Below are 25,992 nucleotides of genomic sequence, written 5' to 3'. Positions count from 1 at the left end.
GGGGATGGATCGCGGCAGGCGGTGTGCGACCGGAGCCCCGCACGCGCCTCCGCGACCGCCGGGACGCGGCCGAAGACGCCCTGACGTCTTCGCGCCGCGGACCGGTCAGCCGCAGCTTTGCCAGCAGAGCTGCGGCGCGAACCGGGGCGGCGTCGCCATCAGCGTCTCGAGGGTCATCGACGGCAGCCCGTAATCCGCGATCGGGGTGTAATCGACCTCGGTCTCGACAAGGATCATCCGGTCGCCCAGCTCCATCGCCGGAATGCGCGCCCGATAGACGTCGCTTGCCAGTTCGGCCGCGGTCATCGGCTGCATCCCGGCGGTGGCGCCCGGCCAGTCGATGGCAAGCCTGCGGGTGGCGTCATCGGCGCAATCGGCGGTGCAGCGGACCACCGTCACCCTGAGCCGCGCCGAAGGCCCGGCCAAGAATTGCAGAACGCTGTCGGCCCCGTCCAGAAACGCCTGATCGACGGGCTGGGTCTGGCGCGACAGCATGTCGGCCAGCGTATAGGTCGCCTTGGTCGCGGTGTTGCGCAACTGAAACGCGCCCACGAAGACATGGAGCGCGACCAGCGCCCATAACAGCAGCGGCAGGATCAACACGAACTCGACGGTCATGCTGCCCGCCTCGCCGCGCGCGAAGCGGACCGCGCGCCGGGCGGCCCGCCCGGTCATATCGCGGGCTCGTTGACAAAGGCACTGGTGACGATCAGCGCATATTCGCCCTCGGCATTCTTGGGCAGCTTTCGTCCCAGCCCGGTGCCGGGAAAGATCGGTTCGAACAGCGCGCAGACCCGGACGAACATCAGTTCGTTCTCGACCCCGTGGCTGTAATCCAAGGAGGCGTCGATGGTCTCGGCATGGTCGATGCATTTGGGCGGCGCGGTCATCGTCGCCCAGCTTTCCGGCGGCAACGACTGCATCTCGATCCGGATCACGTTCTCGCAATCGTTGATGATGGTCGCCACCTCGCAGATGCGGCTGCGGAAGGCCGCGAAATCCGGCGTGCCCCCGGTTCCCAGGCGCACGTCGCGCACGACGATGTCGGTGGCCCGCGCCAGCGCCATCTGCCGGACGTTCAGGATGCCCAGCTCGAAGGCCATCAGGAACACCATGAACAGGATCGGGAACAGGATCACCATTTCGACGGTGACGCTTCCCCTGGGGTCGCGGGCGAAACGGCCGAGCGCGCGGATCATCGCCCCCTCCTCACTGGATCAGCCGCAGCTTGTTGATCTTGCCCGCGATGGCCGAGAACGCCTCGTCGATATTGTCGGGGGTGGTGTCGAAGAAATACAGCGGCGTCGAGGCGCAGGCCTGCATCTGTTCCTTGGCGGCGCTGGACGCCATGTAGGCGATGGTGAAGATCACGACGCCATGTTCCTTGGCCAGGGTGCAGGTCTCGTAGAAGCTTGCCACGTTCTGGACGTCGGTGGTGATCTGGCGCCGCTTGGAACCGGACTGTCTTTCAAGCTCGACCGTGGCATTGACCGCGGCGTCCGGGTTCGTCGGGCGATACTGCTCGGTGATCGCCCCATCGGTCATCAGCACGATGTATTTCGCGGTTTCGGTATCGTCCCAGGTGGCCGGCCGGTCGACAAAGTCGGCGGGCACCAGCCCCTCGGCCTGCAGATGCCGGAAGGCCGCGTTCGCACTGGGGTCGAGCAGCCCCAGGGCATATTTCATGGCATAATGGGTCCCGGTGCCATCATGCATCCGGATCGCGTCGACAAAGGCGTCAAGCACGGCCTCGTCGTTCTGGGCATACTGGATCGCGGTGTCGTCCTCTGGGCACCAGCCCCAGTCCATCACCGACCGGTCGATGGTCCAGTACATGAACAGGGGCGTCTGTTCATAGGGGCCGTTCGCCGGCAGTCCGGTCTGGGTAAATTCGTCGCTGCCAAGCTCAAGGCAACTGGCGGGGCGCAGGATCGCCTCATAGTCGAAATCGTTCCACATCAGCGTGTAGTCGGCCTTGGGCTCGGAATTCTTCTTGCCGCCGCCTGACGCGACCAGCGGGTCTGTGTCGGGCGCTTCGCCATTGGCGTTGCCCTCGACCGCGTAATACTGCGTCGTCTGGATGCCGCCCTTGACCCGCGCCCCGATCACCGTCGCCGACGCCACCGCCGGGACCGAGCTGCGGATGAACTTCACCATCTCGGGGAAGAAATCGTCGGGATCGTTGCTGACATGATTGGGCCGGCCGGAATCGGGAAACTCGTCGACCTTGACCACCGTGTCGGGCACCCCGTCGCCGTCGGTGTCGAAATAGGTGTTCATGTGCGAGATGTCCTGGGGCCATTCCTCGAAATAGTTGCCCGCACCGTTGCGCCACTGCCCGCCCAGATACTCGAACAGCACCGGGCCCGGATTGGTCTGCCCGGCATAGGGGATGAGGTTGATCGAAACCCGGGTCGGGTCCTCGGGGTTCAGCACCGAATGGATGAAGTCCTTGGCCGCCGGACGCATCATCGCCATCCGAGAATCCCAGCGCATCGAGCCCGAAATATCGAGCACCAGCGAGATCTCGCTATTGGGAATATGCTCCCGCGCGACGCCCGAGGCGCCGCTGCTGAGCGTGTCGATCCCGGTGAACTGCAGGAACAGCGTGTCGATGTCGAAGTTCGCCGTGGCGCCCACCACCCGGCCGTTCAGATCCGAATGCACCTGCACCTCGCGGATCCGGTCCTCGAGCCCCTCGCGGCGGAAATAGTCATGTACCAGCGCCTCGGGGTCCTGAGAGCTGTCGAGATCGGCCGCGGCCAGAACCGCGCGGTCCAGCGTGGCCTGAAGCCGGGTGCGTTCTTCGTCGGCGCGCAGGAAATCGACCGCCATGCCCCCGGCGATCAGCATGCCCACGAAGGCAAACAGGAAGAAGACGACCAGCGCGCCGCGCTCGTCGCCACCGAACCGGCACAGCCGGGTCCCGGCGGATCTGAGGATCCCCGTGCCGCGATCTTGCATTCGTCCTGATCCCCTATCGATTGACAAGGTCCTGAAAGCCCCGCGCCCGACAGGATTTCGCCAGAATGCGGCAACAGTGCGACCAAACCGGGGAAAGCTTTCCGGCATTCGGGGGCAGTTTTAGCCAATGGCCCAGACGGGCGGGCCGCGAGGGCAACAGCCCTGCCCCCGCCCCGCCGATGCGCGGAAATCCGACCGTCCGCGGCCCGCCCCTGCCCGCGCCGGGAACCCGGCCGCCCCCTGGCACGTTCTCTCGGCAATGGAAACGGACGCCATCCCCCGGCGCCGTTCCACCCTGAAGAACGGAGAAGAGACATGATTCGCACTTCGATTATGGCTGCGCTTCTGGGCGCCACCGTCGCCGCCCCCGCCCTGGCCGACGATGTCGAGACCATCAAGTCGATCGACGTCGAAACCTCGCTGACCGACCTGAACAACCCGCAGGCCGCCGCCTACTGGAAGTCGCTGGACGAAGACCTCGAGGCGGCCATCGCTGCCCAGCTTGTCGGACGGCTCGGCGAGACCGGCATGGACATCAAGATCGACATGAACGAGGTCGAACTGGCCAACTTCTTCCAGGAACAGATCGGGGCCGCCGACAACCAGATGTCGGGCACGGTGAACGTCATCGACATGGAAGACAATTCCAACTTCCAGACCTTCGACCTGACGGTGAAGCTGAACCAGGTCATGCCGCTCTTGCCCGAAGGCTCGGACGTGACGGTGATCACCCCGACCAGCCAGGAGGTCTATACGGCGCTGGTGGCGACCTTCGCCCGCGCGGTGGTCGACCATATCGAGGCCTGATCGTCAGGCCCCCATACCGTCCCTTTCGCGGCCGGCCTTCGGGTCGGCCGTTTGCGTGCAGGGCCGCGCCCGCATCCGCCCGGGTTCAGCGCCGCGGCCCGGGGGCGCCAAATGCGGCCTCGTCGTCGCCCACCTCGACAGCCGACAGGAAGGCCGCGATCTCGACGACCCGGCGGCGGTCGCGGCGCAGCATGATATGTTCGGAAAACCCGATCTGCCGCTGCGGCGGGGCAAGCCTCAGATAGACGACCCTCGGATCGGGCAGGCAGTCGGATTCGGCGAAAAACGTCATCCCCAAACCGCACGCCACGGCCTCGCGCACGACATCCGAACCGTCGATCTCCAGCACCGAGGCGGGCGTCTTTCCGGCGATGGCCAGGGTCCGCTCGACCAGCGCCCGGGTCCGCGAGCCCGACTCGCGCTGGATCAGGGTCTGGCCCGAAATGGCGTCGAGCGCGAAATCGCGCCGCTGTGCCAGCGGGCTGGTCGCGGGCAGGCAGACCCGCAATTCCTCATAGCGATAGGGCAGGATCAACAGCGCCGGATCGACCATCGGCTCGACCGCGATGCCGACATCGGCCCGCATTTCCAGCAGGGCCGCCGCGATCGCCTCGGTGCTGCGGCGCTGGATCGTGACCTCGATGCGCGGATGGCTGGCCCTCAGCCGCGAGACCAGCCGCACCGCGATGCCGGGCGAATCCGCATGGATCCGCAGCCGTCCGGTCGCCGCCCGCGGCCGCTGCTCCAGCAGATCGTCGATCTCGTTGACAAGTTCCGTTAACCTCACTGTCACGGAAAAGAGACGCTCGCCCGCCTCGGTCGGCACCAGCCCGCGGCCGCGCTTTTCGAACAGCCGGACCCCGTGCCGGGTTTCAAGCCCCTTGAGATGCTGGGAAATCGTCGGCTGAGACACGCCCAGAAGCTCGGCCGCGCGCCGCACACTGCCTTCCTTGGCGACAAGATGAAAGGCACGGATCTGCGGATAATTCATTGAGAAAACCTAACCGTCCGGAAGATACAATCAATTTGATCTATATGTGAGCCTGCCGCAAGGCTTCCCCGACCGCGCCGCCGTTCCGGCGCGCGAAGACATGGTCTGGGGGAACAGCATGGCACTCGATCTCGCGCATCACGCGCTTGGCAGCACGACCGATTTCGGCCTTCCGGCGATCAACGGCACGCAGGCGGACGTTCTGGCCTTCGACGCGTTGACCGATGCGCAATCCGTGACGCTTCGGCCCGAGGCCGACGCGCCGGTCGCCGAATGGGCGCTGTCGATGGATCTCTACATCCCGTCGACCGCCGGGGCCTATACCGGCCTGGTGCAGACCGGCGACGGCGATGCCGAGCTGTTCCTGAAACGCGGGGCGGATGGCGCCGCGCTGGGCATTTCCGGCGTCTACGAGGGGCAGGTGCCGTTCGATACCTGGGTCCGCGTCGCGATGACCGTGACGCTGGAGGACGGCGAAACGGTGCTGCGCAAATTCGTCGACGGCACGCTGGTCGGCACCCAGGCCCTGGGCGTCACCGACCGCTGGACCATCGACCCCGATCTGGGGCTCCGGCTTTTCACCGACAATGACGGCGAGACCTCGGCAGGCTTCGTCTCGTCGATCTTCTTCATGGCGAACCCGCCGGATGCGGAAACCGTGGCGGCGGCACTGGCCTCGGCCCCCACCCCCGCTGCGGGCGGCTTCTTCCCGGTCGCGCCCGGCGCCGAGACGGTCGAGGTCAGCTTTGCGGGCGGCACCGTCGCCACCCGCTATGGCGCGGCCGAGGTGATCCTCGAAGGGTCGGACTACCGCACGCCGGTCGCCCTCGGCGACAGCCGGATCGGCCATGCCGCGCAATTCGGCATCGAGGCGCCCGGCGGCGATGTTCCGGTGCTGAACTACTCGGCCTTCGAGGCCAGCGAAGGGCTGCATATCGCGCCGCCCGCGGGCACCCCGGACCTGACCGATTTCACCATGGTCTGGGATATCCGCACAGACGCCACCGGCGGCTTCCAGTCGCTGTTGCAGCTGGATGCGGGCAACACCTCCGACGGCGAATTCTTCATCAACGGCAGCGGCGGCATCGGCATTTCGGGCGTCTATACCGGCGCGGTTCCTGCCGAAACCTGGGCGCGGATCGCGCTGAGCGTGAAAGACAATGGCGACGGCAGCTCGACCCTGTCGAAATATATCGACGGCACCCTCGTCGGCACCCAGAGCGTCGAGACCGCGCGGTTCACCATCGATGCCTCGACCGGCTTCCTGATCCTGACCGACGAGGACGGCGAGACCGCCGCGGGCTATCTGGCCCATTTCGGGCTGTCGGGCGCGGCGCTGAGCCCGGCCGGGATCGCTGCGCTGGGCGGCGTCGATGCCGACGGTCCCTTCGCCGAAGGCGAGGCGCTGGTGCAGATCGGCTTCGACGGGTACGAGCCCACCGCCGAATTCGGCCAGGGCGGCGTCACGCTGAACGACGTCTCGGACGACACGCCGGTCGAGCCAGAGGTTTCGGGCGGCATCCGCGACATGCTGGTCAGCCTCAGCGACGAGGCCCGGCATTACGATCTGGCCGAGCTTTTCGGCGACGGCGCCCATGACTTTGCCGTCACCAACAGCAACGGCGAAGCGGTCGGGGCCAGCATCGAGCACGGCATCCTCACGCTCGACTTCGACGCCTACGGCCTGTCGGATCTGGTGATCACCGCCACCGGCGCCAATGGCGAAAGCCTCGAGGACCATGTGCGGGTCCGCGTCGCGGGCGAGAACGCCTATACCATCGCGGTCTTCCCCGACACCCAGGACTACACCTCGAATCCCTATATCGAGCATGTCTTCAGCGAGATGACCCAATGGGTCGCCGACAATGCCGAAGGCAAGAACATCAACTTCCTGACCAATGTGGGCGATGTCAGCCAGTGGTCGGCCACCAACCAGTTCGACATCGCGCTGTCGGCCTATGACATCCTGCGCGAGGCCGGGGTGAGTTTCTCGATCGTCCAGGGCAACCACGACATCGTCAACAGCGCTGGCAACCTGCGCGACACCTCGAATTTCAACGACGCCTTCTCGGTCGGCTACATGTCCGAGGACCCGACCTTCGGCGGCGTCTACGATGCCGAGCCCGAGCGCTACGACAACAACTACCACCTCTGGACCGCGACCGACGGCACCGGCTGGGTCACCATCAACCTGGAATTCGGCCCCCGCGACGACGTTCTGGCCTGGGCCGATCGGGTCCTGACCGAATACGGCGACCGCAAGGCGATCATCGTCACCCACAGCTACAACAACTTCAACGGCCGCCACGACCCGCTGGGCTCGGATCTCGAGGGCGAGGGCGCGGGCTATGACTACTGGCTTGGCGCGGACCCCGAGGGCGCCTGGGACGGCGAAGAGATCTGGCGCGACGTGGTGTCCTCGCATGCGAATGTCGTGTTCGCCTTCGGCGGCCACATCTTTGGCGACGGCGCCGAAACCGTGGTCTCTTACAACGACTACGGCAACAAGGTGTACCAGTTCCTGATGAACTATCAGAACGGGGTCGCGCTGGAGGCTACCGAGGGCGGCAATGGCGGCAACGGCGCGATCCGCCTGATCACCGTCGATCCCGACAATGACGCGATCTATACCGAAACCTACTTCACCGATCTCGATGAGTATTTCACCGGCTACCGCGAGACCGAAGAGCCCAGCCGCGACGGGCTGACCGGGTCCTATGTCGGCCATCAGGAAGAGTTCCACGACGCGGATATCGGCGAACGGGCGGCGCAGGCCGAGGCCGATGCGGGCGCCGACCTGCACATCAAGGCCGATGCGGGCGCCAGCAGCGCGACCGTCGCCCTGACGGCTGCGGCCTCGGCCGACCCGGACGGCGATATCGCGTCCTTCACCTGGACCGACGAGACCGGAACTGTCGTGGCCACCGGCAAGGAAACCTCGGCCGAGCTGGGCGCGGGTATTCATGACCTGACCCTGACCGTCGAGACCGCCTCGGGCGTCGTCAGCCGCGACGATCTGCGGGTCATCGTCGAGACCGACGATGTCTGGCTGGTCGAGACCTTCGACGACGGCATCGCCCAGGGCTGGATCAACCCCGCCGTCGCCCAGCCCGATCTTGCCGAGATCGGCACCGATCTGGGCTTTGGCATCGGGTCGATCAACGGCGTCGGGCAGAAGACCCTGACGCTGTCCTTCGACAGCCACTGGCGGCCCGAGGACTCGCAGACCGCCGAGGTTCTGGTATCGGTCGATGGCGGCACCCCGACCGCGATCCTGCATTTCGACAGCGCCAAAACCACCGATGACGGGTCGAACCAGAACGAACGGATCTCGCTCGACCTCAAAGTGCCGGATACCGCGGCCTCGGTCGAATTCTTCTGGAAGATGAGCGAGGCCGGCAACGACTGGTTCTGGGCGGTCGACAACATCGTCCTGACCGATGCCGACGGCACGGTGCTGATGGCGCAGGACTTCGACAGCCTCGCGGACGACCTGCAACCGGCCACCAACGAGAACATCCCCTCGGACGTGCTGGGCTGGACCCACGACGCGCCCGAAGGCTGGTCGGTCGACACCCCCGACAGCGTGCCGCGCGGCACCGACGAATGGCGCGGCTGGAGCTTCACCACCTCGAAGTTCTGGACCTCGGCCGACGGTCAGGACCGGGCCGACTTCACCAAGGGCTCGGGCGTGATCGCGGTGGCCGATCCCGACGAATGGGACGATTTCAACGGCGGCTCGGACACCGGCACCGACTTTGAAACCACGCTGGCCTCGCCCAAGGTCTGGCTCGGCGGCGCGGGCGCCACGGCCGAGGCGGTGGGGGTGCTGAAACTGCCCGCGCTCGGCCAGACCGAGGCGCTGCATGTCACGACCGGCGCGACCGGGCAGATTTCGGACTACACGCTGATCTTCGATCTTTATGTCGGCAGCGGCCAGGGCGCCTGGACCGCGCTGTTCCAGACCGACCTCACCAACGCGACCGATGGCGAGCTTTTCATCGCCAATGGCGGCATCGGGATTTCGGGGCAATATGACGGCAGCCTTGCCTATGACGCCTGGAACCGGGTCGCCTTCAGCTTCAAGGTCGAGGACGGCGCGCAGGTTCTCAGCAAGTACATCAACGGCGTTCTGGTCGGCACCCAGGTGGTCGATGCGAATGTCGCGGACGGGTCGCGCTGGACCATCGACGGCGAAAAGGGCTTCCTGCTCTTCTCGGACGAGAACGGCGAAACCAGCGATCTTTATGCCGCCTCCGTCGCCTTCACGCCCGAGGCCCTGGATGCAGAGGCCATCGCCGCGCTGGGCGGCGTCGATGCCGATGGCCCGCTCTCGGGCGACCAGCCCGAAGGCGCGGTGCAGCTGTCCTTCGACGGCGCGCTCGATGCGACAGATTTCGGCACCGCGACGGTCGAGATGCTGGACCTCTCGGACGCCCGCCAGCTTGGCAACTTCGCCGTGATCGGCAGCGCCATGGCCGAGGGCGGGACGGTGGGCGCGCCCGAGGCCGCGCTTTACGACCGGTCGAACGGCACCGACAACCTCGTCATCTGGGAGAGCGGCGCCTGGACCGACCTGACCTTCGAGACCACGATCCGCTCGATGGATGACGATACCATGGGCGTGGTCTTCAGCTTCGACGGGGAAGGCAGCTACTACCTGCTGAGCCTCGACAACCAGACCAATGCCCGCCAGCTGATCCGGGTCGAGGCCGGAACGGCGACGGTGCTGGCGGCCGAAGCCGGCGGCTACACCTTCAACGACGAACAGGACCTCGCGGTGACGCGGGTCGGCGGCCGGATCGTGGTCACGCTGGACGGGGTGGCGCTTTTCGGCGGCGCGGTTACCGACAGCGCACCCTTGGGCGCCGGGACGGTCGGGCTTTACAGCTCGGGCCAGCAAGGGGCGATCTTCGACGATGTCGTGGTCCGCGCCCCGCAACTGACCGCCGATGCAGGCCCCGACCGGATCGTCATCGACTGGGACGGGGACGGCCGGGAAGCGATCACCCTGAACGGCGCCGCCTCGATCCTGCCCGCGGGCGCGGCCGAGGCGCTCTGGACCGGGCGCGACCTTGACGCTGCGGGTCTGACCGTCGAGGCCACCGCCACGGCCGGGCGCAACAGCTTCGCCCTGACGCTCGACGGCACCGCCTCGGACGCGGTGACGGTCGATCTGGCCAGCGGCGACCGGCTGATCGCGGCCGACCGGTTCGAGGATGGCGACGCCACCGGCTGGACCATCGTCGACGCGACCGAATTCGCGGGCGACGGCACCGCCGCCACCGGCACGGCCGACTGGCATGTGATCGACGGCGCGCTGGTCGAGACCTCGGGCGCCTACAGCCGCGAGCTGACCTGGAACGGCGCCAGCCATCCCGATGTCTGGCAGCGCGGCTGGTCGCCTCTGGGCGACGGCACCTTCGCGCTGCACAAGGGCAGCTACGCGCTCTGGGACGGCGACGACGCCCTCACCGACTACGCGATCCGGGCCGAGGTGACGGCGCCCGAAGGCGCGGTCGGCTTCATGCTGAACTATGTCGACGAAAACAACTACTACAAGATCGAGCTCGACGCCCGGGTGAACCTCTTCACCCTGGTCAAGGTGGTCGACAATTACGAGTCGATGATCGCCCGGGGCGCCACCAGCTACACGCCCGGCGACACGTTCACTTTCGAGGCCCGGATCGTCGACGGCAAGATTTCGGCCACCATCGACGGCACCGACCTCTTCGCCTATCCGGTCGAGGATCACGACATCGGCGCGGGCCGCGCCGGGGTCTGGTCCTGGGGCGCGGCCGGGGCCAGCTTCGACGACATCGCCATCGTCGATCTGTCGTCCGACTTCGCGGTCGAACTGCACGGCACGGCCGGCAACGACCGGCTGGTCGGGACCGATGCCGACGAGATGCTTTTCGCGGGCGCGGGCCGTCTGGACCAGATCTGGGGCGGCGCGGGTGCCGATACCTTCGTCTTCGGCGACGAGACCGCCAACGGCCAGCGCGAAACCGACCGGATCGCCGATTACGAGACCGGGATCGACCGGATCGACCTCGGCGGCGCCGAGATCCACGAGGTTCGTGAAACCGCCGCGGGCGTCACGCTGTGGATCGGCGCCGATCTCGACCAGCTGGTGATCGCCGGGGTCGAAAGCTTCGACGATCTCAGCTTCGCCTGATCCTTGTCCACCGGCCGCCCGGACCCCGGGCGGCCGCTTTCCCACAGATTTTCCAAGGAGACCTGAAGGTTATGTCCCTGCCGATGCCCGTTCTCGCCGCCGCCACCGCGCTTGCGCTGGCCACCCCCGGCTTCAGCGCCACCCTCACCGATACCGCCGCCGACGTCCTGTTCATGGGCGGCGATATCACCGCCGAGGCCAATGCCCCGGTCTTCGACGACACCTCGCTGAGCCCGCTCTATGCCGGGATCTTCGGCGGCGTCTCGGGGCTCTGGAACCCGGCCTTCGTCCTGACCGTACTGACCGAGGACGGCGACGAGGCGCTTTATGGCGAGGCCGACAGCTACAGCTTCGACGGCGTCGACGACCTGCGCTTCGTCTTCACCGCGACCGGCAGCGCCGCCGATCTGTTCGGCGGCACCGTGCTGGCCGAGCTGCATTTCGACGCGCCGATCCCGGACCCGTTCGGCGCCACGGCCGACATCTACGCGACCGCGCGGCTGACCCTGTCGGCCCAGACTGCGCCCGCCCCGGTGCCGCTGCCCGCGACGCTGCCGATGCTGCTGGCCGCGCTGGCGCTGCCGGGGGTCGCCCTGCGCCGCCGCGCCGCCTGATCGCGGACCCCTGCCACGGCCCCCGCGGGGGTCGCGTCAGAACAGGAACCCGTCGATGTCGTCCGCGTCGCCGCCGTCGGCCGCGGGCGGCTCGTCCTCGCCCTGGGGCGTGGGCAGGCCCAGCACGGCGTCGTGAATCCGGCGTTCCTGCTGCATCGTATAGACCCGCCGGAGCCCGGCCAGCAGATCCCCGAAGGCCGCCACCTCGTCCGGGTCGGGCGTCCCGCCAAGGGTTTCCAGCCGCGCCACCAGTGCGGGCCAGCCATCGCCGCTGGCGCTGACCCGGTGAGCGCGCTCGGCGGTCTCGTCGAGGATCGCGATGGTCCGGGGGCAGGCCTCGGCCAGTGTCGCGCCATGGGACCGCAGCCGGTCGAGCACGGTTTCGAGATCACTCGCTGCGGCCGCCGGATCGCCCTCGACCCCGCCGCCCTCGGCGGTCCGGCGCCGGGTATCGGCCACCGTCTTCTGCGCCCCGTCGAGGATGTCGCGGATCTGGGCGGCGGCGGCACTGGTATCGGCCGCGACGCCGCTCAGCTCCTTGGCGATGACCCGAAGCCCGCTGGCCCGGTCGCCAAGCCCACTACAGCGGATCGCCATGTTCAGCCCCAGCAGCCGCACGTCATGTTCGGTGCGTTCCAGGACGTCGATCCGCGACATCATCAGGTTCATCGCATCGGCCGCGCCCTCGCCCAGCTGGCGGGCGGTCTCGCGGTTGCGGGCATCGTCGTCCAGCAGCGGGCCGATCGAGCGCAAGTCCCGGACGAGCGCCGCCAGCGCCTCGCCGCTCGCCGCCAGCGTCCGCCCGGCGCGTTCGGTCCCGGCGCGCAGCACCTCGTCGGCATCGATCCGCATCGCCTCGAGCGCCTCGACGAAATGCGCGACCTCGGCCACGAAATCGGCATGGGTCGCGCCCAGCTCGGCCGCCGCCAGCGGCCCCAGAAGCCGCGCCAGCCGGTCGGCCTCGGCGGCATCGGCCAGCCGGTCGAGGATGGTCTCGATATGTTCCAGCCGCTGGCGCGTCATGTCGCCCGCCTGCACCGCCGCGACCGCCTCGCCGACCTGGGCACCGATGCCCGCCGCCAGCGTCGCCGACTTGTCGGCATGCTCCGCCGCCTGGGCGCGCTGGGCCTCGATGCTGCGCAGGTCCTCGTCCAGACGGTCGCGGATCGCGGCCATGGTCCGGTAATGGCCGCGGCTGAACTCGGTCTGGGTGCGCCGGGTCTCGGCCACGGTGCGGCAGACCCGTTCATGCACCTCCGCGATCGAGCGCACCGCCGCCTTGGCCTCGGCCGCGATCCCGGCCATCTCGCTGGTGAAGGCAGTCAGGTCGCTCTGGCCGGACTCGATGCCCGCCGCCACGATGCGGGCGTTGACCGCGACGAGCCCCAGAAGCCGGATGGCCGAATCCATCTGTTCCAGCGGCGCGCGCACCTGCTTGGTGGTCTCGGCCAGCCGGGCGATTTCCGCGTCGCCGGTGGTGATGCCCTCCAGCACCCGGCCGACCTCGTCGCGCAGGCGGCTGATCTGCGCGACCCCCTGCAAGAAGGCCGGCCCCTCGAATTCCAGCGCCATGTCGCGATGCGCGCCCGAGATGTCGCTCAGCAGATGCGCCCCGGCCATCAGACCGCTGCCCATCGCCAGAAAGGCCTGCTCGATGGCCTGCCGCGGCCCGGCAATGTCGACTGCGAACCGGCCCGAAACGATCTCGTCGAGGACCGTGGACCCGGGCGGGTCGGCGGGAACCACCCGGAGCCAGGCAGCCGCCGCGCTCATCGCGCACCCCCGGACCCGGCCCAGAATTGCAGGATCGCGGGCGCGATGCGCGACAGCGGCAGGACCCGGGCGGCCGCGTCGCGTTCGATGGCCTCTTTCGGCATGCCGAAGACCACAGAGCTTTCCTCGTCCTGGGCGACGGTCGCGGCGCCGGTCTGGCGCATTTCCAGCAGGCCCTGCGCGCCGTCATCGCCCATGCCGGTCAGCAGGATGCCCGCCGCCCCGCTGCCCAGCTGCTGCGCGGCAGACCGGAACATCACGTCGACCGAGGGCCGGTGCCGGCAGACCGGCGGGCCGTCCGCGATGACGATGCGGGCATGGGCGCCCGCCCGCGCGATCATCATGTGGCGATTGCCCGGCGCGATCAGCACCTGTCCGGGCAGGATCGGGTCTCCGTCTCGGGCCTCGCGCACAGTCATTGCGCACAGCCCGTCAAGCCGCCGGGCAAAGGCCGCGGTAAAGCCTTCGGGCATGTGCTGGACGATCACGATGGGCGGACAGTCGGCGGGCAGCGCCTCCAGCACCTCGCGGATCGCCTCGGTGCCGCCGGTCGAGGCGCCGATGCAGACGATCCGTTCGGCCGCGACCACCGAGGGGCCGCGCCCGGGCCGGGCGGGCAGCATGGCATCGGCGCTGAGCTTCTTCTCGACCTCCATGCGCCGCGCGCGCACCGGCCGGATCCGGGCCTGGGCGGCCGCGCGGGCGGTGTCGCAGATCATCATCCGCGAATGCTGCAGGAACTCGACCGAGCCCATGCGCGGCTTGGTCACCACATCGACCGCGCCCGCCTCCATCGCCGCCATCAGCGCCGACGAGCCCTCTTCGGTCAGGCTGGAACAGATCACCACCGGCAGCGGACGCTGGGCCATGATCTTGCGCAGGAAGGTCAGCCCGTCCATGCGCGGCATCTCGATATCCAGAAAAATCACGTCGGGCAGCTCGCGCCCGATCCGTTCGGCCGCGGCATAGGGGTCGGCGGCGGTCCCCATCACCTCGAGACAGGGATCGCTGGCGATGATGTCGCTGAGCACGCGCCGCACCGAGGCGGAATCGTCGACGATCAGCACACGCCATTTCTTGCCGGAAAAGCTGGATTGGAAGGTCATGGCGTCCTCATTCGACCTGGAAGGTAGCGGGCGCGAGCTGGCGCAGCGGAAGTTCGGCCCCGATCGCGCTTTCGGAATGGCCGAGAAACAGGAACCCGCCCGGCCGGATATGCCGGATCAGCCGCCCGACCACGGCGATCTGCACGTCGCGTTCGAAATAGATCAGCACGTTGCGCAGGAAGATCGCGTCGAAATCGCTGTCGACCGCATAGCGCGTGTCCATCAGGTTGAGCCGCGCGAACGAGACCCGCGCCCGCAGTTCGGGCACCACCCGCATTTCCTGACGCTGGGGATCGCGCGCCTCCATGAAATAGCGCTGCCGCAGCGCCTCGGGCACCGGGGCCGCGAAGGCGGTTGGATAGATCGCCATCTTGGCATGGGCCAGCACACTGGTCGAAATATCGGTGCCCAGCACCGAAAAGTCGAAGCCCGGCCCCCGCGCCGCCGCCTCGGCCAGCACCATCGCGATGGTATAGGCCTCGGCCCCGATCGAGCTGGCCGCGCTCCAGAGCTTCAGCCGGGTCCGGCGCCCGCCCCCGGCCCGCCCCAGCATCGCGTCGAGCCCGGGTCCGGCCAGAAACCGGAAATGGTCGGGTTCGCGGAAGAAGTCGGTCTTGTTGGTGGTGACCACGTCGATCAGGTGCAACGCCTCGCGGTCGAGCCCGCCCTCGTGGAACAGGAAGCGGCAATAGGCGGCAAGGTTGGGCTGGCCGCAGGCCCGAACCCGCCGCCGCAGCCGGGCCTCGACCATCATGCGCTTGGACGGCGGCAGCCGGATCCCGGTCTGGCGGTTCACCAGCGCGGCGATGCGCGAAAAGCTGGTGTCGTCGATCCGGTCGCCGTCATCGGCACCGCCGGTAGGTCTCAGGGCTAGCGAAGAGGCAGGCATGGCGGGCTCCGTGAAAGGGGGATGAAGGGCCGGGCGGTCCGCGACGCGGTCGAAAACCCGGGATGGGCGGGGGCTCAGTCAGGGGCTCAGGCGGCGACGCCGGACGCGGCGGGCAGATCGGCCGCGGCGAACAGCCGGTCGAGATCGAGAACGGTCACGAAGGCCCCGTTGCGGCGGCCGACGCCCGCGACGAATTCGGTGCGCCAGGACGCGCCCAGATCGGGCGGCGCCTCCATCGTGTCGGCATCGAGCGCGGTCACCTCGAACACCCGGTCGGTCTTGAGCCCGATCCGGCGCGGCGCCTCGCCCACGCGGGCGTCCAGCACCATGATCCGGGTGCTGTGGCTGTCCTCGGCGGCGGGCAGCGCCAGGCGCTTGCGCAGGTCCATCACCGGCACGCTTTGCCCGCGCACGTCGATCATGCCCAGGAAGTCGGCGGGCGCATGGGGCATCGCCGCGATCGGCTGGGTTTCAAGGATCTGCTGCACCCGTTCGACGGGCACGGCGAAAAGACTGTCGGCGGCGCCGAGCGTCACATATTGGGTCTGGTCGGCCATTCTGATCTCCCGGGATCGGTCGGAGACCGGCCGCCTCGGCGAGGCGGCCGGAACTGAGGAACAGGGCGGCTCAGGCGGCGCCGGAGCGCACGAACTGCCCGTCGATGTCGTCATCGCCGCCCATGTCGAGCATGAAGCCCCCCGAGGCCTGGGACGGGCGCCGCCGGGCGGGCGCGGCGGTCTTGCGGATCGCGTCCTCGACCGGCGAGCTGTCCGACCGGCGTCCGCGCGACGCCGCATGATGGCTTCCCGCACGCCCGGCCATGTCGTCCAGCGCGACACGGAAGTAGCCGATGACCTGCTGCAGCTGGCTCGATTGGCTTTCCAGCTCTTCGGCGGTGGCCGCCATCTGCTCGGAAGCCGAGGTGTTCTGCTGGGTCACCTTGTCGAGCTGCTGGATCGCGACGTTGATCTGCGCGGCCCCGGCATTCTGTTCCTGGCTGGCATTCGAGATTTCGGCCACCAGTTCGGCGGTGCGCTGGATGTCGGGCACCAGCCGGGTCAGCATCTCGCCCGCCTGCTGCGCGGCCTTGACCGTATCGCCCGACAGGCCCGAGATTTCCTGCGCCGCCGCCTGGCTGCGTTCGGCCAGCTTGCGCACTTCCGAGGCCACCACCGCAAAGCCGCGGCCATGTTCCCCGGCCCGCGCCGCCTCGACCGCCGCGTTCAGCGCCAGAAGGTCGGTCTGACGGGCGATTTCCTGCACGATCAGGATCTTCTCGGCGATGGTCTCCATCGCCTTGACCGCCTTGCCCACGGCATCGCCGCTGCTTTTGGCGTCGCCGGCCGACTGGCGGGCGATCTTCTCGGTCTGCGAGGCGTTGTCGGCGTTCTGCTTGATGTTGGCCGCCATCTCTTCCATCGAGGACGACACTTCCTCGGTCGACGAGGCCTGTTCGGTCGCGCCCTGGCCCAGCTGCTCGGCCGCGGCCGACATCTCCTGGCTGCCGGAGCCCACGTTGCGGGACGAGACCGCGACCTCGGTGATGACCTCTTTCAGCTTGGCCACCATGTCGCGCGCGGCCGCCAGAAGGCTGTCGCGGTCGCCCTCGCGGGTCGCCACCTTGACCTCGAGATTGCCGCTGGCGATCTCGCGGATCACGTCGCGGGCATAGTCGGGCTCGCCGCCCAGGGCGCGGGTGATGTTGCGGATCAGGAAGATCGCGGTACCGATGCCGACCAGCAGCGCCAGCCCGATCACCCCGAAAACCACCTTCTGCGAGGTCGCGTAGGCTTCGTCGCCTTCCGCGCTGGCCGCACGCGCTCCGTTCGAGTTGAAGGCCACCAGTTCCGTCAGATCGGCCGTGACCGCATCGAACAGTTCCAGAGAGTCGCTCATATCGCGGCCAGCCAGGTCCTTCTGGTTGTTGCGCGAATAGCGCAGGATGCGCTTGGAGTTCTCGAGATAGTTCGTCAGCCTTTCGTTGAACTGGGCGTAAAGCTGCCGTTCCTCGGGCGCGATGATCAGCGCCTCATAGGCGGCGCGGCTGGCGTCAAGCTTGGCCCGGACGCCGTCGATATAGGTTTCGATCCGTTCGAATTCGGACTCGGTGGTGGCCAGAACATGGGCATACTCGCCGATGCGATACTTGGCCATGATCGTGTCGAGCTTGCGCACCTCGTCCACGCTGGGCAGCCAGTTGTCGGCGATGATCGTCGACTGCGCGTTGATCCGGTTCATCTGCAGGATCGCAACGCCCCCCAAGAGGCTGATCAACAGCAGCAGGGCGCCGAAGGCGAGGGCGAGCTTGGCCCTGAGAGAGAGTGTCATTTCGCTTTCCTTTCGTCCGTGGCGAAGGACGGATCGCGATCCCCCTTCGATCCGAAGATCCGGCCCATGTCCGGGATGATGATGAAGTCGTCGCCATGCTTGCCGATGCCGCGCACGAATTCGGCGGGCCAGCGCATGCCGACCTTCGGCGCCTCCTCGACGGAGGCGTCCGAGATTTCGGTGACGTCGTGCACCTTGTCGGCGATGATCCCGACCAGCGCCGGTTCCCCGTCGAGGTCGATCTCGGTCACGACGATCCGGGTATCGGCATCGGGCGGGGTGCGCTCCATGCCGAACATGACCCGAAGATCCGCAAGCGGCACGACCTTGCCGCGCACGTTGATGACGCCGTTCACGAAGGCCCGCGCATTGGGCACCTCGGTCACGGGAACCATGTCGAGGATCTCGCTGACGGTTTCGGCCGGCAGCGCGAAGACCTCGCCCTGGAGCCCGACAGTCAGGGCGCGCATCGCGGCGGGCCCGGTGGGCTTGTCGACGGCGCTCATGCCACCCTCCCCAGCTGTTCGCCGCGCAGGCGGCTTTCATAGGCCTGGCCGAAGCCGACCAGCGCGCTCACATCGAGGATCATCGCCACCGTGCCGTCGCCGAGGATGGTCGCCCCCGAGAAGGTCTCGACATCGGCGTGCAGCTTGGACAGCGACTTGATGACGGTCTGGCTGTTGCCGATGATCTGGTCGACCACCAGCCCGACCCGCGCCTCGCCCGCCGAGACGATCACCACCTTCTGGTGCTCGGCCCGCTCGGCCCGGGTCTTGAACAGCTCGCGCAACCGCAGGAACGGCACCAGCCGCCCGCGGATGTTCAGGAAATTGCGCCCGGCAGCCTTGCCATCCTGCGCGGCGGGCAGTTCTACGCATTCCTCGACCGCCGAGAGCGGGATCGCGTAGCGGCCGGCCCCGACCTGCACCAGCATGCTTTCGATGATCGCCAGCGTCAGGGGCAGGCGCAGCGTTGCGACCGTGCCCTGACCGGGCGTGCTGGTCAGGTCGATGGTGCCGCGCAGGCCCTCGATGGTGCGCTTGACCACGTCCATGCCGACCCCGCGCCCCGAGATCGAGGTGACCTGGCTTGCGGTCGAAAACCCGGGATGGAACACGAACTGGTAAAGCTCCTGATCGGTCACCTTCTGTTCGGGCGTCAACAGGCCGTTCTGTTCGGCCTTGGCGCGGATCCGCGCCGGGTCGAGCCCGGCCCCGTCATCGGCAATCGAGATCGCCACCTCGGCCCCGGTATGGGCGGCCGACAGGCGCACCCGGCCACGGGCAGGCTTGCCGGCGTGGCCGCGCGCCTCGGGCCCCTCGACGCCATGGTCGATGGCGTTGCGGATCAGGTGGACCAGCGGATCGGCCAGCCGCTCGATCATGGTCTTGTCCAGCTCGGTCTCTTCGCCGCTGGTGACGAAGTCGATCTCCTTGCCCAGTTCTCCCGAGAGGTCGTGCACCAGCCGCCGGAAGCGCGAGAACAGCGTGCCGATCGGGACCATGCGGATGCCCATCGTGGTGTCGCGCAAGCCCGAGGACAGCCGTTCCAGCTCTTCGACCACGGCCTTGAGGTTCAGGTCGTCCCCGGCCGAGGCGATCTGCGCCAGCCGCGACTGGGCGATCACCAGCTCGCCGACCCGGTCCATCAGCTCGTCGAGCCGCTCGGCCGGCACCCGGAGCGACGAGGCGGCGCGGCCCTCGGCGTCGCGACCGCGCCGGGCCGTGTCGGCGGATGCCGCCGCCTCGGACGCGTCCTTCGGCGCCTGCGGCGGCTGCAGCGGTTCCAGCGTCAGCTCCATGCCGTCGCGCACGAAGAGGAAGACATCGTCGATCTGTTCGGCCGAGATCCCGGCCTCGAAGGTGACCTCCCAGCCCAGATAGGTCCCGTTCGGATCGAGCTCGTCGAGCGGCGGCAGCCGGTCGGTCAGCCCGACCACGCGGTCGGCCCCCAGCTCGCGCATCTCGTCCAGCAGCAAGAGCGGATCGGTCCCGAAGGCGATGGCATCGGACGGCAGCCGGAACCGCACCCGCACCCCGCCAGCGGGCGCCCCGGCGGCCGGGGCCGTTCCGGCGGGCGCGGCAGAGCCGGCATTCCGGCCGGTATCGACCGTGTTGCGCAGCGCCTCGAGGATCGGCGCGCCCTTCGCAGCATGCCGGCCGGGCTCGCCGACCAGATCGGCGATATGGTCCTTGGCCGCCAGCGCGATCACCACCAGACCCGGGCTGATCGCCGCCTTGCCCTTGCGGACGCGGTCGAAGGCAGTCTCGAATTCATGCACGAAATCGGCCACTTCGTCATAGCCGAACATCGCGCCCGACCCTTTGAGGGTGTGCATGGCGCGGAAGCTTGCATCGACGAGGGCGCTGTCGCCCGGGTCGTGTTCCAGATCCAGAAGGGTCTGTTCCAGCGTGTCCAGAAGGTCGCGCGCCTCCTGGCGGAAGGTCTCGGCGGGATCGGAGGACAGGGTCATGCTCCGGCGACCTTCTTCACGACGGCCAGCAGCTGGTCCTGCTTGAAGGGCTTGGCGATCCAGCCGGTGGCCCCGGCTTCCTTGGCCTCGCGCTTCAGCCCGTCATCGGTCTCGGTGGTCAGGAACACGATGGGCACGCCCGCGCTCGAGGCATGGGTGCGGTACTTGCGGATGAAGTCGAGCCCGCTCAGCCGGGGCATGTTCAGGTCGGTGATGACCGCGTCGATCCGGTTGGCGACGGCCTTGTCATAGCCGTCCGCCCCGTCGACCGCCTCGATCACCTGATAACCTGCGGTTGTCAGGGTGTGCGCCACCATCTGAAGGATCGACGGCGAGTCGTCGATGGCGAGGATCGTCTTTGACATTGCAGTTCTCCAAGATCTGGGGGAGTTCCGGTCAGGCGGCGCGCGCCTGACCCGGCAGGTCGAGACCGGCCCGTTCGAAGGCGGTCGCGCAGGCGCCGCCGGGCGGGGCGATCAGCGTGAACGGCCGGCCGGCCAGGGCCGCGTCCCGGGCCAAAGCCAGCAATATCTGTAGGATCGCCACATGCATGCCGGTCGCTTCGGTCGTGTCGACAACGATGGCACCGCCCCCGCGCAGGGCCGCCAGGACCCGGTCGCGGATGCCGGCCGCGTCGCGCGGTCCAAGCTCATGCGCCAGGCAAATCTCTCCCGTTCCGATCATGTCGGGTGTTTCCGGGTCCATTTCTGCATCTCCGTCCAGGGTTCGGGAAAAGACGAGGTTTTAGGCCTGTTCTGTTTCCGGACATTCGCGTTCTGGATGAGAAGCCGCCGGGCGACAAACGGACAGTCCGCTAAATTTTTCTGGTTCTCCTAGGAAATGCCGCAATTGGGATTTTGGCCAAAACGCCCCAAAAGGTGACGCTAGGGAAACCGAACCGCGGCGAGAACCGCCCTTCGGCAAGATTAAATTCAAAAGCCTCGTTCTTTCTCGCTTGCCGGACGCTGTGACGTTGCGCCCGATCCCGCTGCGGTAACGAAGCGCGATCGGCACATCCGATTCCCCGACTCGCGCCCGGGCGGCCGCCAAACGGTATTTCTTCCCGCCGATCTCTGACGTTGCGTTGCAGAAGCGCCGGACTCCGCTCCGTCGGCAGCGTAACCCTTCGTTTCGACCTGTGGCGAAGTCGGGGCAGCGGGCCTGCGCTCGCCACATTTCTGAACGCATAGCTATCATGCATTTTTTGAATAGCGGCCGATCGGGGGATCCCACCCGGCCGCGGGCGGCGTCGACCCCGGTTTCGAGAGGAAATTCCGAATCGCGCCGGGAGAATCCGGCGCCAGACACAGCGTGTCGCGCCGCGCGGCCGGGGCAGGATGTCAGGAGATCGCGAGGCTCAGGGTCGCGGGGTGCAGTCTGCCGTGACGCTGTAAAGCGTGACGCGGTGACGACCCTGCGCCACGGCCGACCGGTGAAGCGGGTCGAGGACGACCGCAGCGCCGGGGTCGACCCGGCGCAGAAGCAGGGCGCGGTTCAGGTCCCAATCGGCGAAATGGGTGACCCCGGCGGCCTTCAGATAGGTACAGACCCGCCCCTCGCGCAGCGCGGCGGCCGCCGGACCGTTCACCACCCCGTCGAGATTGACCACCCGCAGACCCGGCGGCGCAAAATATCCAAGCGCCCCGCTTTGCAGCGCCCCAAGGGTCGCGCCCGGCGGCACCTCGGGCAGCAGGTCGCGCGCCATCTCGCCATAGCCGCTGGGGGGCGCGAAGGCATGCAGCCGCTCGGTCCCCGGATCGCTCAGCTCCGGTGCGAGACGCCAGAGCCCAAAGCCGCAAAGCGCGAGGACGGCCAGGCCCCAAAGCACACGCACCGCCAAGGGCGGGGACCGCCCGAACACCAGAGCCGCCGCCAGCACCGGCACCAGGCAATGGATCGGCGAGAAATACCGCTCGAAGAACCAGACCGCACCAAGCCCCAACGTATAGGCCAGGAACAGGGCAAGAGAGCCAAAGGCCAGCACCGCCGCCAGCGGCGGACAATGTCCCCGCCGGACCGCCAGCAAAGGCAGCAGGAGCACGGCCGCGACCGCGATCCCGGCCGCGGGCGACCAGCCGAAGACCGCGTCGGGCCAGACCGCGCCCAAGGCCAGCACGCCCATCGTGAAGGTCATCCATCCGTCGAACCCGTCGGCTGCCGCAAGCGTGGCCACCGCCGCCCCGCTTTCGGGCAGAGGATCTCCGGTCAGCCAAAGGCAGATCCCGACCCAGGGCGCGATCACGGCACATCCCGTCAGCGCCGCGAGCCCCGCGCCGCGCCAGCCCAGCGCGCGAACCGCCCAGATCCCCGCCGGTGCCAGCAGCACCGCCGCATCGACCCGCGCCAGCACCGCGAGCCCGGCCAGCCCCCCGGATCCCGACGAAGCGACGCATCGGTGCACCCGGCCGGGTTTCGGCCAGCACAACGGCTGTGGCCAGTAGCACCGCCGCCGCCAGTGCGGTTTCAAGCCCGTTCGGATGGGTCAGTGCAAAGACCGGACCGGTGGCCAGCACCAGCCCGACCCCGGCCGCCGCCAGACATGACCCGGTCAGCGCCAGCGCCCCGGCGATGGCCCCGATGGCGGCCGCCGCCAGTGCGGGCAGCACCGGGTCGGCGGTCAGCCGGAAGACCGGCACCAAAAGCGCCACGATCAGCGGCTGAAACCCGGTGGTCGGCACCGTCCCATCGGCGGTGGGGCCGAGACCGGCCGCGATGTTGCGCGCGATGGACAGCACATAATAGGTGTCGTCGGGAAAGACCTGCCGGTCGAGCGCGTCGGCCCCCCACAACAGCAGCGGCAGGCGCAGGATCAGCGCCGCCGGGGTCACGACCGCCAGCACCGCCCGGGCCGGGACGGCACGCGCCCTGGCCATCGGCCGCGGCATCGGCGGTGAAAGATCGGGCATCGATTGGCGGGCCACGGCAGAATTGTTCTGAAATTCGGGATAATGCCACCCCGGGGCAGCAGTCTGTCGCGATCAAGGCGAAATCCGGGCACGCCCTCCGACAAATCATCCTGTCCACCCGCCCGCGCCTGCCGCAATTATCGGCATGTTCGGTTGACGCCCTGCGTAACATCGCCCAAGGTCCCGCCGCTGATCCTGAAGGAGACTCCCCGATGCAGAGACGTTCGTTCCTGTCCGCCGCGGCCGCCGCGCTGGCGCTTGGCGGCAGCCCCGCTCTGGCCGCCGATCTCGACGGCATGAAGCCCGTCACCCTGCGGCTGGCCCATGTGGTGAACGAGAAGGACGCCTATCAGGTGGCCGCCGTCGCCTTCCGCGATCTGGTGGCCGAACGCAGCGGCGGCAAGATCTCGGTCGAGATCGTGCCCAATGCCACGCTCGGCGACGAACGCACCCTGCTCGAAGGCATGCAGATCGGCAGCATCGACATGGGGCTGATCACCAACGGACCGGTCGCGAACTTCGTCGAGGAGATGGCGGTGTTCGAGTTGCCCTTCCTCTTCCCTTCGCGCGAGGCTGCCTATGGGGTGCTCGACGGCGAGATCGGGCAAGAGCTGCTGGACAAGCTGGCCGATGTCAATCTCAAGGGCCTCGCCTATGCCGAGCGCGGCTTCCGCAACCTCACGAACTCCAAGCGCCCGGTGGCGACGCCCGCCGATCTCGACGGGCTGCGCATCCGCGTGATGGAGAACCCGGTCTATACCGACAGCTTCCGCGCGCTGGGCGCCAATGCCATTCCGATGGCCTGGACCGAGGCGCTGACGGCGATGCAGCAGGGCACCATCGACGGGCAGGAAAACCCGGTCGGCGTGGTCTATTCGTTCAAGCTGAACGAGACCCAGAAATACATGACCATGACCCGACACACCTATGCGCCCGCCGTCTTCGTGATGGGCATGCCGACCTGGTCGAAGCTGCCCGAGGCGGCGCAGCAGATCGTGGTCGAGGCCGCCCATGACGCAGCGGCCACCGAACGCGCCTTCAACGCCGATATGGAGGCCCAGCAGCTCGACGAGTTGAAGGCCGCCGGGATGGAGGTGAACGAGACCCCCGACCTGACCGCCTTCCAGGACGCGGTGGCGCCGGTCTACGAGAAATACGGCGAGAGGTTCGGTGACACCCTGACCCGGATCCGGGCGGAGCTGAACTGACGTGCTGAGCCTCCTCGGCCGGATCGAACGCGCGATCGGCGCCGTGCTTGCCCCCGTGATCGCGGCGGGCATGGCGGCGCTGATCGCGGTCATCACGCTGCAGATCGTGTCGCGGGTGGCCTTCACCGCGGTCGGCTGGACCGAGGAGGTCGCGCGCTTCCTGCTGATCGGGCTGACCTTTCTGGGCGCGGCGCTGGCCTGGCAACGGCACCGCCATATCGCGGTCGGCGTGCTGGTCGAGCGGCTGCCCGACCCCGCACGCCGCGCGGCGACCGCGCTGGCGCTGGTCATCGCCGTGGCCTTCCTGATCAGCCTGGCCTGGGTCGGCCAGACCTACATGGCGATGCAGAGCTTCCAGAAATCCGCCGCGCTCCGGCTGCCCATGAGCTATGTCTACGCGATCATCCCCGTCAGCGCGGGCCTGATGGCCTGGCTCGCCGCGACCGATCTGATGCGGCTTGTGCTGACCGGCGCCCTTCCCGATGCCGGGGAGCCGGTGGAATGAGCCTGCTTCTTTTCGGGCTTTTCTTTCTGTTCATGATCCTCGGCCTGCCGGTGGCGCTGGCCATCGGCGGCGCGACAATGGTCGCGATGCAGGCCGGCGGCGTGCCGCTTCTGGTGCTGCCGCAGCAGATGTTTTCCGGCATCAACTCCTTCGCGCTGGTCGCGGTGCCGATGTTCATCCTCGCGGGCGACATCATGGCCGAGGGCAAGGTCAGCGCCCGGCTGGTGGCGCTGGCCGATGCGATGATCGGCTTTCTCAAGGGCGGGCTTTCCATCGTCTCGGTGCTGGCGGCGATGTTCTTCGCCGCGATCTCGGGCTCGGGGGCGGCGACGACGGCGGCGGTCAGCTCGACCCTGGTGCCCGAACTCACCCGCAAGGGCTATGACCCGGCCTCGGCCGCCAGCCTGATCGCGGCGGGCGGCACCATCGGCGTCGTGATCCCCCCCTCGGTGCCGATGATCATCTACGCGGTGATCGCGCAGGAATCCGTCTCGGCGCTTTTCCTGAACGGTTTTTTGCCCGGCATCGCCATGGGCACCGGGCTGATGGTCGTGGCCCTGGTGCAGGGTCACCGGCGGGCCTATCCCAAGGGCGCCCCCTTCTCGCTGAGAACCATCGCGCGCAGCTTCGTGTCGGCCTTCTGGGGGCTTATGACCCCGGTCATCATCCTGGGCGGCATCTTTTCGGGCCTCTTCACGCCCTCCGAGGCGGCGGTCATCGCGGTCAATTACGCGATCTTCGTCTCGCTCTTCATCTATCGCGACATGGGGCTGAAGGACATCTACCGGCTGATGATCCGCTCGGGCGTGACCACGGCCGTCATCATGTTCGTGATCTCGGCCTCGGCCGCGCTCAGCTGGGCCTTGTCGAACTGGCAGGTGCCCGCCCACATCGGGGCGCTGGTGCTGTCGGTCTCGGATAATCCGATGATCGTGCTGGCGATGATGCTGGTCCTGATCCTCGTCACCGGCATCTTCGTCGAGACCGCCTCGGCGCTGATCATCCTGACGCCGCTTCTGCTGCCGCTGGCGCTGCAACTTGGGGTGGACCCGGTGCATTTCGGGGTGATCCTCGTCGTGGGCCTTGCCATCGGCATGATCACGCCCCCGGTCGCGATCAACCTCTATGTCGCCTCCTCGGTCACCGGGCTGGGGCTGGAGCGCATCGCCAAGGCGGTGCTGCCCTATCTGGCGGTGCTGGTCGCGGTCCTGATCCTCGTGACCTATCTGCCATTGCTTCTGGGCTGACGG

General features: G+C 68.0%; 21 protein-coding genes. 7 read left to right on the top strand and 14 right to left on the bottom strand.

The window, feature by feature from the left end:
* Positions 1 to 105: 105 nt before the first annotated feature.
* From BYZ73_RS16445 to BYZ73_RS16435, 3 genes are read right to left on the bottom strand one after another with little or no spacing between them, the layout of a single operon-like run.
* Positions 106 to 675 (bottom strand): TadE/TadG family type IV pilus assembly protein, encoded by a 570-nt coding sequence (locus BYZ73_RS16445; RefSeq protein WP_158272363.1) that lies wholly within the window; start codon positions 673 to 675, stop codon positions 106 to 108.
* Positions 672 to 1,199 (bottom strand): TadE/TadG family type IV pilus assembly protein, encoded by a 528-nt coding sequence (locus BYZ73_RS16440; RefSeq protein ID WP_108028072.1) that lies wholly within the window; start codon positions 1,197 to 1,199, stop codon positions 672 to 674. Before BYZ73_RS16440 ends, BYZ73_RS16445 begins: the two co-directional genes overlap by 4 nt.
* Positions 1,200 to 1,209: 10 nt before the next feature.
* Positions 1,210 to 2,964: a TadE/TadG family type IV pilus assembly protein gene (locus tag BYZ73_RS16435; RefSeq protein WP_181498086.1), complete on the bottom strand. Its 1,755-nt coding sequence runs from the start codon at positions 2,962 to 2,964 to the stop codon at positions 1,210 to 1,212.
* A 333-nt stretch (positions 2,965 to 3,297) separates the two neighbouring features.
* Here BYZ73_RS16435 and BYZ73_RS16430 point away from each other — a divergent pair, with 333 nt between their 5' ends.
* Complete coding sequence (locus BYZ73_RS16430; RefSeq protein ID WP_245943199.1) at positions 3,298 to 3,771, top strand: hypothetical protein; 474 nt, start codon at positions 3,298 to 3,300, stop codon at positions 3,769 to 3,771.
* Positions 3,772 to 3,856: 85 nt separating this feature from the next.
* Here BYZ73_RS16430 and BYZ73_RS16425 read toward each other — a convergent pair whose 3' ends face one another.
* Complete coding sequence (locus BYZ73_RS16425) at positions 3,857 to 4,762, bottom strand: LysR substrate-binding domain-containing protein (protein ID WP_108028075.1); 906 nt, start codon at positions 4,760 to 4,762, stop codon at positions 3,857 to 3,859.
* Positions 4,763 to 4,808: 46 nt separating this feature from the next.
* Between BYZ73_RS16425 and BYZ73_RS16420 the strand changes: the two genes are divergently transcribed.
* Entirely contained in the window at positions 4,809 to 10,940 is a 6,132-nt protein-coding gene (locus BYZ73_RS16420) for a M10 family metallopeptidase C-terminal domain-containing protein (protein WP_112316775.1), read from the top strand.
* Positions 10,941 to 11,011: 71 nt separating this feature from the next.
* Entirely contained in the window at positions 11,012 to 11,554 is a 543-nt protein-coding gene (locus BYZ73_RS16415) for a hypothetical protein (protein ID WP_108028077.1), read from the top strand.
* Positions 11,555 to 11,590: 36 nt separating this feature from the next.
* On the opposite strand, the gene BYZ73_RS16410 is transcribed toward BYZ73_RS16415, so the two are convergent.
* The 10 genes from BYZ73_RS16410 to BYZ73_RS16365 form a co-directional block, all read right to left on the bottom strand.
* Positions 11,591 to 13,327 (bottom strand): hypothetical protein, encoded by a 1,737-nt coding sequence (locus BYZ73_RS16410; RefSeq protein WP_112316774.1) that lies wholly within the window; start codon positions 13,325 to 13,327, stop codon positions 11,591 to 11,593.
* On the bottom strand, positions 13,324 to 14,433 hold the full coding sequence (locus tag BYZ73_RS16405) for a protein-glutamate methylesterase/protein-glutamine glutaminase (RefSeq protein WP_112316773.1): 1,110 nt from the start codon (positions 14,431 to 14,433) through the stop codon (positions 13,324 to 13,326). Before BYZ73_RS16405 ends, BYZ73_RS16410 begins: the two co-directional genes overlap by 4 nt.
* A 7-nt stretch (positions 14,434 to 14,440) precedes the next feature.
* Complete coding sequence (locus BYZ73_RS16400) at positions 14,441 to 15,322, bottom strand: CheR family methyltransferase (RefSeq protein ID WP_112316772.1); 882 nt, start codon at positions 15,320 to 15,322, stop codon at positions 14,441 to 14,443.
* A gap of 86 nt (positions 15,323 to 15,408) precedes the next feature.
* Entirely contained in the window at positions 15,409 to 15,879 is a 471-nt protein-coding gene (locus BYZ73_RS16395; protein ID WP_108028081.1) for a chemotaxis protein CheW, read from the bottom strand.
* Positions 15,880 to 15,949: 70 nt separating this feature from the next.
* On the bottom strand, positions 15,950 to 17,650 hold the full coding sequence (locus BYZ73_RS16390; RefSeq protein WP_112316771.1) for a methyl-accepting chemotaxis protein: 1,701 nt from the start codon (positions 17,648 to 17,650) through the stop codon (positions 15,950 to 15,952).
* Complete coding sequence (locus BYZ73_RS16385; protein ID WP_108028083.1) at positions 17,647 to 18,156, bottom strand: chemotaxis protein CheW; 510 nt, start codon at positions 18,154 to 18,156, stop codon at positions 17,647 to 17,649. The genes BYZ73_RS16390 and BYZ73_RS16385 overlap by 4 nt, the downstream gene beginning before the upstream one ends.
* The gene (locus BYZ73_RS16380) at positions 18,153 to 20,123 is read right to left on the bottom strand and encodes a chemotaxis protein CheA (protein WP_112316770.1); all 1,971 of its coding nucleotides are present in this window, start codon (positions 20,121 to 20,123) and stop codon (positions 18,153 to 18,155) included. The genes BYZ73_RS16385 and BYZ73_RS16380 overlap by 4 nt, the downstream gene beginning before the upstream one ends.
* Positions 20,120 to 20,488: a response regulator gene (locus BYZ73_RS16375; protein ID WP_075787314.1), complete on the bottom strand. Its 369-nt coding sequence runs from the start codon at positions 20,486 to 20,488 to the stop codon at positions 20,120 to 20,122. The genes BYZ73_RS16380 and BYZ73_RS16375 overlap by 4 nt, the downstream gene beginning before the upstream one ends.
* Positions 20,489 to 20,519: 31 nt before the next feature.
* Positions 20,520 to 20,807: an STAS domain-containing protein gene (locus BYZ73_RS16370; RefSeq protein WP_181498085.1), complete on the bottom strand. Its 288-nt coding sequence runs from the start codon at positions 20,805 to 20,807 to the stop codon at positions 20,520 to 20,522.
* Positions 20,808 to 21,480: 673 nt separating this feature from the next.
* On the bottom strand, positions 21,481 to 22,524 hold the full coding sequence (locus tag BYZ73_RS16365; RefSeq protein ID WP_146746321.1) for a hypothetical protein: 1,044 nt from the start codon (positions 22,522 to 22,524) through the stop codon (positions 21,481 to 21,483).
* Positions 22,525 to 22,625: 101 nt separating this feature from the next.
* Between BYZ73_RS16365 and BYZ73_RS22835 the strand changes: the two genes are divergently transcribed.
* The 4 genes from BYZ73_RS22835 to BYZ73_RS16350 all read left to right on the top strand — a co-directional run bounded on the left by BYZ73_RS22835 (position 22,626) and on the right by BYZ73_RS16350 (position 25,989).
* Positions 22,626 to 22,784: a hypothetical protein gene (locus BYZ73_RS22835; protein WP_181498084.1), complete on the top strand. Its 159-nt coding sequence runs from the start codon at positions 22,626 to 22,628 to the stop codon at positions 22,782 to 22,784.
* Positions 22,785 to 23,241: 457 nt separating this feature from the next.
* Positions 23,242 to 24,237, top strand: coding sequence for a TRAP transporter substrate-binding protein (locus tag BYZ73_RS16360; protein ID WP_108028087.1), 996 nt, complete (start codon positions 23,242 to 23,244; stop codon positions 24,235 to 24,237).
* A gap of 1 nt (position 24,238) precedes the next feature.
* Positions 24,239 to 24,742 carry a TRAP transporter small permease gene (locus BYZ73_RS16355; RefSeq protein WP_220086853.1) on the top strand — a complete coding sequence of 168 codons (504 nt, stop codon included), beginning with the start codon at positions 24,239 to 24,241 and terminating at the stop codon, positions 24,740 to 24,742.
* Positions 24,739 to 25,989 (top strand): TRAP transporter large permease, encoded by a 1,251-nt coding sequence (locus BYZ73_RS16350; RefSeq protein WP_112316768.1) that lies wholly within the window; start codon positions 24,739 to 24,741, stop codon positions 25,987 to 25,989. The genes BYZ73_RS16355 and BYZ73_RS16350 overlap by 4 nt, the downstream gene beginning before the upstream one ends.
* The last annotated feature ends 3 nt before the right edge of the window (positions 25,990 to 25,992 follow it).

The organism is Rhodovulum viride (assembly GCF_003265965.1).
GTDB classification, from domain to species: domain Bacteria; phylum Pseudomonadota; class Alphaproteobacteria; order Rhodobacterales; family Rhodobacteraceae; genus Rhodovulum; species Rhodovulum kholense.
This window is presented reverse-complemented; position numbering and strand designations above follow the sequence as displayed.

Excerpts from the sequence above, each read along its gene's own strand:
- BYZ73_RS16445 (WP_158272363.1), bottom strand. The coding sequence starts at position 675 with ATGACCGGGCGGGCCGCCCGGCGCGCGGTCCGCTTCGCGCGCGGCGAG.
- BYZ73_RS16375 (WP_075787314.1), bottom strand. The coding sequence starts at position 20,488 with ATGTCAAAGACGATCCTCGCCATCGACGACTCGCCGTCGATCCTTCAG.
- BYZ73_RS16415 (WP_108028077.1), top strand. The coding sequence starts at position 11,012 with ATGTCCCTGCCGATGCCCGTTCTCGCCGCCGCCACCGCGCTTGCGCTG.
- BYZ73_RS16400 (WP_112316772.1), bottom strand. The coding sequence starts at position 15,322 with ATGCCTGCCTCTTCGCTAGCCCTGAGACCTACCGGCGGTGCCGATGAC.
- BYZ73_RS16370 (WP_181498085.1), bottom strand. The coding sequence starts at position 20,807 with ATGATCGGAACGGGAGAGATTTGCCTGGCGCATGAGCTTGGACCGCGC.
- BYZ73_RS16410 (WP_112316774.1), bottom strand. The coding sequence starts at position 13,327 with ATGAGCGCGGCGGCTGCCTGGCTCCGGGTGGTTCCCGCCGACCCGCCC.
- BYZ73_RS16430 (WP_245943199.1), top strand. The coding sequence starts at position 3,298 with ATGGCTGCGCTTCTGGGCGCCACCGTCGCCGCCCCCGCCCTGGCCGAC.
- BYZ73_RS16360 (WP_108028087.1), top strand. The coding sequence starts at position 23,242 with ATGCAGAGACGTTCGTTCCTGTCCGCCGCGGCCGCCGCGCTGGCGCTT.
- BYZ73_RS16385 (WP_108028083.1), bottom strand. The coding sequence starts at position 18,156 with ATGAGCGCCGTCGACAAGCCCACCGGGCCCGCCGCGATGCGCGCCCTG.
- BYZ73_RS16395 (WP_108028081.1), bottom strand. The coding sequence starts at position 15,879 with ATGGCCGACCAGACCCAATATGTGACGCTCGGCGCCGCCGACAGTCTT.
- BYZ73_RS16390 (WP_112316771.1), bottom strand. The coding sequence starts at position 17,650 with ATGACACTCTCTCTCAGGGCCAAGCTCGCCCTCGCCTTCGGCGCCCTG.
- BYZ73_RS16440 (WP_108028072.1), bottom strand. The coding sequence starts at position 1,199 with ATGATCCGCGCGCTCGGCCGTTTCGCCCGCGACCCCAGGGGAAGCGTC.
- BYZ73_RS16405 (WP_112316773.1), bottom strand. The coding sequence starts at position 14,433 with ATGACCTTCCAATCCAGCTTTTCCGGCAAGAAATGGCGTGTGCTGATC.
- BYZ73_RS16425 (WP_108028075.1), bottom strand. The coding sequence starts at position 4,762 with ATGAATTATCCGCAGATCCGTGCCTTTCATCTTGTCGCCAAGGAAGGC.
- BYZ73_RS16350 (WP_112316768.1), top strand. The coding sequence starts at position 24,739 with ATGAGCCTGCTTCTTTTCGGGCTTTTCTTTCTGTTCATGATCCTCGGC.
- BYZ73_RS16380 (WP_112316770.1), bottom strand. The coding sequence starts at position 20,123 with ATGACCCTGTCCTCCGATCCCGCCGAGACCTTCCGCCAGGAGGCGCGC.
- BYZ73_RS16435 (WP_181498086.1), bottom strand. The coding sequence starts at position 2,964 with ATGCAAGATCGCGGCACGGGGATCCTCAGATCCGCCGGGACCCGGCTG.